This is a genomic window from Thioclava sp. NG1 (genome assembly GCF_003122275.1).
Classification (GTDB): Bacteria; Pseudomonadota; Alphaproteobacteria; order Rhodobacterales; family Rhodobacteraceae; genus Thioclava; species Thioclava nitratireducens.
This window is the reverse complement of the sequence record NZ_QFBB01000022.1, coordinates 1-8,370: the sequence shown is the minus strand read 5'-3', so window position 1 is coordinate 8,370 and position 8,370 is coordinate 1. Positions and strand designations below refer to the sequence as shown.

The window sequence follows — 8,370 nt, the reverse complement described above, 5'->3', positions numbered from 1 at the left end:
GCGGGAAATGCTGCGTGAATTCCTGCTGCGCGCTCGCCACCGGGCGCAGCGCGCCGTCAAAAACGATCGCCCGCGACGACGTGGTGCCTTGGTCGATTGCCAGAATATGGGTCATGAAGTCCTCCCGTTTCGCGCCTCAGGCCGCGTGCTCCTCCAGCCACGCGGCGACAGAGTTGACCTGATCGGCATCGAGCCGCAAGCCCAGCTTGGTACGCCGCCAGATCACGTCCTCGACCTTGCGGGCCCATTCCTTCTCGACGAGCCAGCGCAGCTCGGCCTCGGTAAGCGTACCGCCGAAATCGCGGCCCAGATCGGCCAGCGCCTTGGCATCGCCGAAGATGTCCCACGCCTCGGTGCCATAATGACGGATCATCCGCTCGGCCCATTTGCGATCCACGAAGGGGTAGTCCTGCGAGAGCTTGGCGATCTTGGCCTCGACCTCTTCGGGGGCGAAATCGCCGCCCGGGAGACGCGCGTCTTTCGTCCACGGCCCGCCCATCCCGGGCAGATGCGGGCGCAGCTTGGCCAGCGCATCCTCGGCCAGACGACGATAGGTGGTGATCTTGCCCCCGAATACATGCAGCGCCGCCGGCTGGCCCGTCGGGGCATCGAGCGAGAGCACGTATTCGCGCGTCGCCGCGGTCGCAGAACTCGCGCCGTCCTCATAGAGTGGGCGCACGCCGGAATAGGTCCAGACGACATCGTCGGGCGTAACTTCCTGCTTGAAATACTCGGAGGCGAATTCGCACAGGTAATCGCGCTCGGCTTCGGTGCATTCGGCGGCGAGCGGCGAATCCTCATGCGCGGCCTCGGTCGTGCCGATCAGGGTGAAGTCCTGCTCGTAGGGGATCGCGAAGATGATCCGCCCGTCGGTGCCTTGGAAGAAGTAGCATTTATCGTGATCATAGAGCTTGCGGGTCACGATATGGCTACCGCGCACGAGGCGGATATGCTCGCGGCTGGCGCTGCCCATCGTACCTTTCAGGATCTGCTCGACCCACGGGCCGCCCGCATTGACCACGGCGCGGGCCAAATGCTCCTCGCGCCCGTTCGGCCCCTCGGTGGCGATCACCCAATGACCGCCGTCGCGATGCGCCTCGACGACCCTCGTCTGCACACGAATGTCGGCGCCATGCGCCTCGGCGTCGCGCGCATTGAGCACGACGAGCCGGGCGTCCTGCACCCAGCCGTCGGAATATTCGAAGGCATGAGCGAATTGATCCTTCAGCGGCGCGCCTTCGGGCGTGTTGCGCAGATCGAGTCGCTTCGTACCTGGCAAGAGCCCCTGCCCGCCCAGATGATCGTAGAGGAACAGCCCCGAGCGGATCATCCAGGACGGGCGCTTGCCCCTCATCCACGGCATCACGGTCGAGAGCATCTTCGAGACCGGCGTATCGCTCTCGAAACGCATGTCGGCGCTGTAGGGCAGCACGAAACGCATCGGCCAGGAGATGTGCGGCATCGCGCGGATCAGCACCTCGCGCTCGGACAGTGCCTCGCGCACCAGTTTGATCTCGAGATACTCGAGATAGCGCAGCCCGCCATGGAATAACTTGGTGGAGGCCGAGGAGGTCGCCTGCGCGAGGTCGCCCATCTCGGCCAGACGCACCCTGAGGCCACGCCCTGCCGCGTCGCGCGCGATCCCGCAGCCGTTCACGCCGCCGCCGATCACGAAGAGGTCTACTGCCTGTGACATTCTGCGCACTCCTAACGCCCATCGCATCTGCACCATTAGGCGCGATATTTTTCGTTATTGATGATTATAGACAATTTTCGCGCATAATCGAGCGTGAAAAGGCCTCGCCCCCAAATTCTCCGCACCGATCACGAAACTTTTAAGGAACGCCAGCGTTGCTGTATGGTGAGACTCGGGGCGTTCAGCACGTTTGACGGGCAGAAAACTGACGATGTAGCTAACTCGCCTATGGGATTGATCGAGGTTAAAGTCGTGACGTGCGAAGAGGCTTACGTAAGGCAAGCCTTATCGGCAACCGGACGGGACAAGAGCATGTTCGATCATGAAACAGAACTGGAGATCGGGCTTGCTTCGGGGATGCGGGTCCGCATCGACCCGAAAGGCGCACGACTGACAAGTTTGGTCCTGCCAGGCGCCGACGGCCCGGTCGAGATTCTTATCGGCCCCGATCCCGGAGAGACCGCACGCAGCTTCCACGGCGCAACAATCGGGCGCTACTCCAACCGCATCGCCGGCGGCCGCTTCACGCTTGATGGCGAGCAGTTCCAGCTTGATACGAACGAGAACGGAAACTGCCTTCACGGCGGCGGTCAGGGCTTCGACCAGCGCGACTGGACGGTCGTCGCGCATTGGATCAACGCGGTGGCGCTGCGGCTCGAAAGCCGCGACGGCGATCAGGGATTTCCCGGCAATCTCGTGGCTGAGGCGAGCTTTGCGCTATCGGACCCTGCCACTCTGACGATCACCTATCGCGCGCGCTGTGATCGGGCCTGCCCGGTCTCGCTGACCTCGCACGGGTATTTCAACCTCGCCGGCGGTGGCTCGATCGCCGATCACCGGCTGAAGATCAACGCCGATCAGGTGCTGGAGATCGATTCCGAATCATTGCCTGTCGGCGCCCCGCGCGATGTCGCAGGCACCCGGTTCGACTTTCGCGATTCGGCCCCGGTGCCGGGACCGGATGGCGCAGGCTTCGATCACAACTTCTGTCTGCGTCCCGGCGCCATGCGCGAGATTGCGGCACTGAACGATCCGGCCTCGGGGCGCAGCATGACGATGCTGAGCAACCAGCCCGGCTTGCAGGTCTACACTTCGCCATCGGGTGATAGCTTCAACGCGATCTGTCTGGAGCCGCAGGCGTGGCCCGATGCGCCCAATCACCCCGAGTACCCGTCCGCGATCCTGCAACCCGGCAAGGAATACGTGAACCGAATTCGCCTGCAGTTCTCGGGCTGAGCCCGCGAAATCCACGCCAGCGGAAAAGGCGCGGCGCGCAGGGTCAGGTCAAACCGCTCAGCGCGGCACCGGCTTGACGATATCGCTCATAGCCCTCGTCGAACGCCGCGCGCAACGCGGGCACCGGCTCGATCGTCGCGGCAATCTCGGGCGGGCGTGCGAGTTCCAACCCGCCGCCGGTCGCCGCCATCATGCCGAGCCGTGCCGCCCCGAAGGCGCCGCCGTAGTCGCCCGCCACCGGCAGGGTCACCGGCGTATCGAGCGCCGTCGCGATTGCCTCACACCAATAACGCGAACGCGTCCCGCCGCCGACACCAAGCAGCGTCTCGATCCGCGTCCCGGTCCCAGCCAGCGCGTCGCGACAATCGCGAAGCGCGAAACTCACGCCTTCCAGCACGGCCCGCGTCGTCGCCGCCCGATCGGTCGCATGCTCAAGCCCGATGAAGGCCCCACGGATCGCCGCGTCGTTCAGCGGCGTGCGCTCGCCGCCGAGATAGGGCAGGAAGCGCGCCTTGCCCGGCGCCCGCAACGGGCCGAGGCCCTCGGTCAGTTGCTTGGCGTCGCTCTCCAGAAGCCGCGCATACCAGTTCAGCGCGTCGGTCGCGGCCAGCACCACGCCCATCTGGTGCCATGTCTGAGGCAGGGCGTGACAGAAGCTGTGCACGGCGCTCGCCGCATCGGGCCGATAGCCGTCGTCCGCGGCGAAAAGCACCCCCGAAGTGCCGAGCGAGACAAAGGCCTGTCCGGCCGCCACGACGCCGACGCCAACGCCCGAAGCCGCGTTGTCGCCACCGCCACCGGCCACGACGACACCGTCCGGGAGGCCGAAGCGTGCCGCGACCTGCGGGCGCAGCGTGCCCGACACGTCCGAGCCTTCGACGAGACGCGGCATCTGCTCGCGCCGCATCCCCGTCGCCGACAGAAGCGCGTCCGACCAGTCACGCGCACCAGTATCGAGCCAGCTGGTTCCGGCGGAATCGGACATCTCCGAGGCATGTTCCCCGGTCAGCCAGAGCCGCAGGTAATCCTTCGGCAACAGTACCTTCGCCACCTTCGCGAAGATTTCAGGCTCTTGCTTCGCAAGCCAGACCAGCTTCGGTGCGGTGAAGCCGGGGAAGACGATATTACCGCTGATTTCGCGGAACTGCGGGTCGGCGTCGAGGGACGCCGCCTCGCGGTAGGCGCGAGTGTCGTTCCACAGGATGCAGGGCCGCAGCACCGCGTCCTGCGCATCCAGCAGCGTCGCACCATGCATATGCCCGGAAAGTCCGATACCGCGCACCGCCGAGAGGTCATGCTGCGCGAGCGTGCCCAGCACCGCCTCCATCGCCGCGACCCATTCGGCGGGATTCTGTTCCGACCAGCCTTCATGGGGGCGCGAAACGGTGAGGGGATGCGTCGCCTCGGCCACCACGCGCTGCGCATCGTCTATCAAGAGGCCCTTCAGCCCCGAGGTGCCCAGATCCAATCCGATAAACATGCTTGTCCTCCCGCGCGCGCTACTCGTCTCGCGCCGACCCTAACGTCTCTGGCGGGCATGTCGACTCCTCGACCCCACACGAATGTGCCCGTCCGTCGCACCGCATAACGGAACCGTGAGCGCATTGCGCGGTTGCCTTTCGAACAGTGACCCCGGAGCCTGGATGATCGCCTCACTCTCGACCCCTCTTCTGCTTGGCGCTTTCACCCTTGCGGGGTTGATCGTCGTCATCTCCTCGATCAAGGCGACCGGGCTGGCCGACGTGATCGCGGATCGCACCCGCATCGGCGAGGCGCTGGCGGGCGGGATCGTTCTGGGCGCCGCGACTTCGCTGTCGGGGATCGTCGTCTCCGTCTCGGTAGCCGCACAAGGGGACGCGAGTTTCGCCTTCTCAAACGCCGTAGGCGGGATCGCCGCGCAGACCTTCTTTCTGGCGCTGGCCGACATGCTGCACCGGCGGGCCAATCTCGAACATTCGGCGGCGGAGCCTGCCAACCTGTTTCAGGCGGTGATGCTGATCGTGCTGCTGTCGATCCCGCTCGCCGCGACCGCCGCGCCCGATTACGCGATCTGGGGCATCAGCCCGGCCTCGGTGATCCTGTTTCTCGCCTATCTCGGCGGTACCAAGCTCGCAGCCCAGGTGTCGGAAACGCCGATGTGGAAACCGGTCGAAACCCGCGAGACCCGCCATGACGAGCCCGAGGACGAAGAAGAGAGGAACCGTTCACCACGCGGGCCGATCCTCGTCTTCGTCGGCCTCGTCGTCGTCATGGGCCTCAGCGGCTGGGTCATTTCGCAAGCAGGGCGGGAATTCGTCACACGTTTCGACCTCAGCTCCTCGCTGGTAGGCGCATTGCTGACGGCGGTGGTAACATCGCTGCCGGAACTGGTGACGACGCTGACGGCGGTCCGCCGCGGCGCACTGCAACTGGCAATCGGCGGCATTATCGGCGGCAACACCTTCGACACGCTGTTCCTAGTCTTCTCGGACGGGGCGTATCGCGAGGGTTCGCTCTACCACGCAGTCTCGATGCCGGATCTGTACTGGCTGGCGACGGGACTGATGATGACGGGCGTGTTGCTCGGCGGGTTGATCCTGCGGCAGAAGGACGGGCCGGCCCGGATCGGGATCGAGAGCCTGCTTCTGGTCGCGATCTACGCCTCGGCAGTGGTGCTGCAAGTCCTCGCCTGACCAAGGATTCTTGCCTCTCAGGGCCGGATTCGCGAAATAGGCAATATACATTTGCCGCAAGGACCGTTATGCAGGCGCCTTCCGCACGGGCTGCCAGAAGCAGAGCGGCCCGTCCCTTACGTCATTGCTTGGACGACTTTCCGATGATCCCCTCCCTTTCCGCAGCGCTCGCCGAGCGCGGCTACGACACTCTCACTCCCGTGCAGGACGCGGTGACCGATCCCGCGCTGGCGGGCAAGGACCTGCTGGTCTCTGCCCAGACCGGCTCGGGCAAAACGGTCGGCTTCGGTCTCGCGATCGCGCCGACCCTTCTGGGCGAGGCCGAAAGCTTCGGCCCGGCCGGCACGCCGCTTGCACTCGTCGTGGCCCCCACGCGGGAACTCGCTTTCCAGGTCATGCAGGAATTGCGCTGGCTCTATGGCAAGACCGGCGCCATCGTCAGCTCCTGCGTCGGCGGCATGGATCCGCGGCAGGAACGGCGCGCCCTCGAGCGCGGCACCCATATCGTGGTCGGCACCCCCGGCCGTCTGAGCGATCATATCCGCCGCGGCGCGCTCGACCTGGGCGACATTCGCGCGGTCGTGCTCGACGAAGCCGACGAGATGCTCGATCTGGGTTTCCGCGAAGACCTCGAATTCATCCTTGGCTCCGCGACGGAAGAGCGCCGCACGCTGCTGTTCTCGGCCACCGTGTCGCCTATGATCGCGAAACTGGCCGAGCAGTTCCAGAACGACGCGCAGCGCATCTCGACGATCAACACCGCGCAGCAGCACTCCGACATCGCCTATAAGGCGCTGAAGGTCGCGGCCTCGGACAGCGATCATGCGATCTTCAACCTGCTGCGTTTTCATCATGACGAAAGCGCCATCGTCTTCGCCAACACCCGCGCGGCGGTGAACCATCTCAGCGCCCGTCTCGGCAATCGCGGCCTCTCGGTCGTGACGCTCTCGGGCGAGCTGTCACAGGCCGAACGCAGCCACGCGCTGCAGGCGATGCGCGACGGGCGGGCGCGGGTCTGCGTGGCGACCGACGTCGCCGCACGCGGTATCGACCTGCCGAACCTGAGCCTAGTGATCCATGCCGATCTGCCGCAGAACACAGAGAGCCTGCTGCATCGTTCGGGCCGGACGGGTCGCGCCGGGCGCAAGGGGATGTCCGCGCTGATCGTGCCGCCTCGCATGGTCAAACGCGCCGAGCGCCTGCTGAAATTCGCCAAGATCAACGCGGAATGGACGGTGCCGCCCTCTGCCGAGTCGATCATCGCGCGCGACGAAGAGCGCCTGCTGACCGATCCCGATTGGCGCGAGCCGATCACCGAGGATCAGGCGGCGTTCGCGCGCAAGCTGCTCGACAGGCACGGGGCCGAGGCTGTCGCCGCCGCCTTCCTGCGCCTGCAGCAAGCGCGCAACGCACCGCCCGAAGACCTTCTGCCGCCCGACACCAAGGGCCAGTCCGAGCGTCAGGAATTCGGTCCGAGCCGCTGGTTCACCCTGTCGGTCGGGCGCAATGACCGAGCCGAGCCGCGTTGGCTGCTGCCGCTCCTGCGCCGCCATGCCGATCTGGAGAAATCCGCCATCGGCGCGATCCGCGTGCGCGACGACGAAACCTTCGTCGAGATTGCCGAGAAGAGCGTCGCAAAGTTCGCGGCCTCGCTTGGTCCCGATGGCGAGCTCTCCGACGAGATCACGGCCCGCGCCCTCAATGGTGAACCCGATTTCGGCCCGCCGCCGAAAAAGCGGCGCGCCGACAAACCGCAGGGCAAGCCCCATCGTGGCGAGCGTGGGGAACACCCGGGCAAGGCGCCCCATCGCAAAGGCTCGCCCAAGGGCGCACGTACTGAAGGCGCTCCGGCGGACAATACCAAGACGAGCGGCTGGAGCCCGGATGACGAGGCGGGCTTTGCCGCCCTAGCGGATATCCCGTCGAAAAAGCGCAAGCCCGAGGGCGGCGCAGGCGCGAAACCGAAAAAAACTCGCGCGAAATACGCGGGCCCCGGCAAAGGGACGCATCCGGCAAAAAGCGGAAAGCCCAAGCCCGGCGGCCCGAAAAAGCCGCGCAAGTGACGATGTGATTCTACAAAAGGCCCGCAGCGATGCGGGCCTTTTTCGTACCAGATCCGAAGCGCCCGGGTCAGCGCCTCCTTACCGCCTTAGACTGTGAGAACGCGACAGAAGCCTCCGTGGCCTGATGCCCCTTAATATCACTGTCACGGGTCTTTCGCCTCGCCACGAGCGAAGCCCGGTTGGTGATGCTATGCGTCCGTGCAGGTCAACTATTGGCCTCCGAGACGAGGTAAGCCCCGTAAGTCCGAGCTCCGGAACACGCTCGCCACGATACCAACGCCCGATCCCGTCATCATCCACCCGGCGCTTGCCGAGATCTACCTCAGCAAGGTGCAATATCTGACGGCAGCGCTCAATGACAAGGATAGTCGCAGCGAGGCAACGGCGATCCTGCGCGGCCCGATAGAGGGGATCTTTCTGCACCCGGGCGCGGACGCACCCGGCGGCCATGTGATTGAGCTTTATGGCGAGTTGGGTGCGATCCTGGGATTGAGGGATGGCACAAATGAAAAACCCCGCCTTCGTGGGGGCGGGGTGTCGAATTCTACTCCGCCTGCTTCCCCATTGCTTCTGCGGGACTTAGCACAACGCAAGAGACCGCCCGAAGGCGGCTGTGAGCGTATAGCTATGACTTAGAAGATTTGGTTGCGGGAGTAGGATTTGAACCTACGACCTTCAGGTTATGAGCCTGACGAGCTACCGG

At 65.2% G+C, this 8,370-nt stretch carries 5 protein-coding genes; 3 read left to right on the top strand and 2 right to left on the bottom strand.

What is annotated here, in order from left to right:
- Positions 1 to 136: 136 nt before the first annotated feature.
- Positions 137 to 1,696 carry a glycerol-3-phosphate dehydrogenase gene (gene glpD, locus DEM26_RS19970; protein WP_109173287.1) on the bottom strand — a complete coding sequence of 520 codons (1,560 nt, stop codon included), beginning with the start codon at positions 1,694 to 1,696 and terminating at the stop codon, positions 137 to 139.
- 312 nt (positions 1,697 to 2,008) lie between these two features.
- On the opposite strand from glpD, the gene DEM26_RS19965 reads away from it, so the two are divergent.
- Positions 2,009 to 2,932 carry an aldose epimerase family protein gene (locus DEM26_RS19965; protein ID WP_158275172.1) on the top strand — a complete coding sequence of 308 codons (924 nt, stop codon included), beginning with the start codon at positions 2,009 to 2,011 and terminating at the stop codon, positions 2,930 to 2,932.
- Positions 2,933 to 2,975: 43 nt separating this feature from the next.
- Here the strand turns inward: DEM26_RS19965 and xylB are convergent, their stop codons facing one another.
- Positions 2,976 to 4,412 (bottom strand): xylulokinase, encoded by a 1,437-nt coding sequence (xylB, locus tag DEM26_RS19960; RefSeq protein WP_109173285.1) that lies wholly within the window; start codon positions 4,410 to 4,412, stop codon positions 2,976 to 2,978.
- Positions 4,413 to 4,575: 163 nt separating this feature from the next.
- On the opposite strand from xylB, the gene DEM26_RS19955 reads away from it, so the two are divergent.
- Both DEM26_RS19955 and DEM26_RS19950 read left to right on the top strand, forming a co-directional pair.
- Positions 4,576 to 5,604, top strand: a complete 1,029-nt coding sequence (locus tag DEM26_RS19955; RefSeq protein WP_075777643.1) for a sodium:calcium antiporter — start codon at positions 4,576 to 4,578, stop codon at positions 5,602 to 5,604.
- A 143-nt stretch (positions 5,605 to 5,747) separates the two neighbouring features.
- Complete coding sequence (locus DEM26_RS19950) at positions 5,748 to 7,667, top strand: DEAD/DEAH box helicase (protein ID WP_109173284.1); 1,920 nt, start codon at positions 5,748 to 5,750, stop codon at positions 7,665 to 7,667.
- The last annotated feature ends 703 nt before the right edge of the window (positions 7,668 to 8,370 follow it).

Excerpts from the sequence above, each read along its gene's own strand:
- DEM26_RS19965 (WP_158275172.1), top strand. The coding sequence starts at position 2,009 with ATGTTCGATCATGAAACAGAACTGGAGATCGGGCTTGCTTCGGGGATG.
- glpD (WP_109173287.1), bottom strand. The coding sequence starts at position 1,696 with ATGTCACAGGCAGTAGACCTCTTCGTGATCGGCGGCGGCGTGAACGGC.
- DEM26_RS19955 (WP_075777643.1), top strand. The coding sequence starts at position 4,576 with ATGATCGCCTCACTCTCGACCCCTCTTCTGCTTGGCGCTTTCACCCTT.
- DEM26_RS19950 (WP_109173284.1), top strand. The coding sequence starts at position 5,748 with ATGATCCCCTCCCTTTCCGCAGCGCTCGCCGAGCGCGGCTACGACACT.
- xylB (WP_109173285.1), bottom strand. The coding sequence starts at position 4,412 with ATGTTTATCGGATTGGATCTGGGCACCTCGGGGCTGAAGGGCCTCTTG.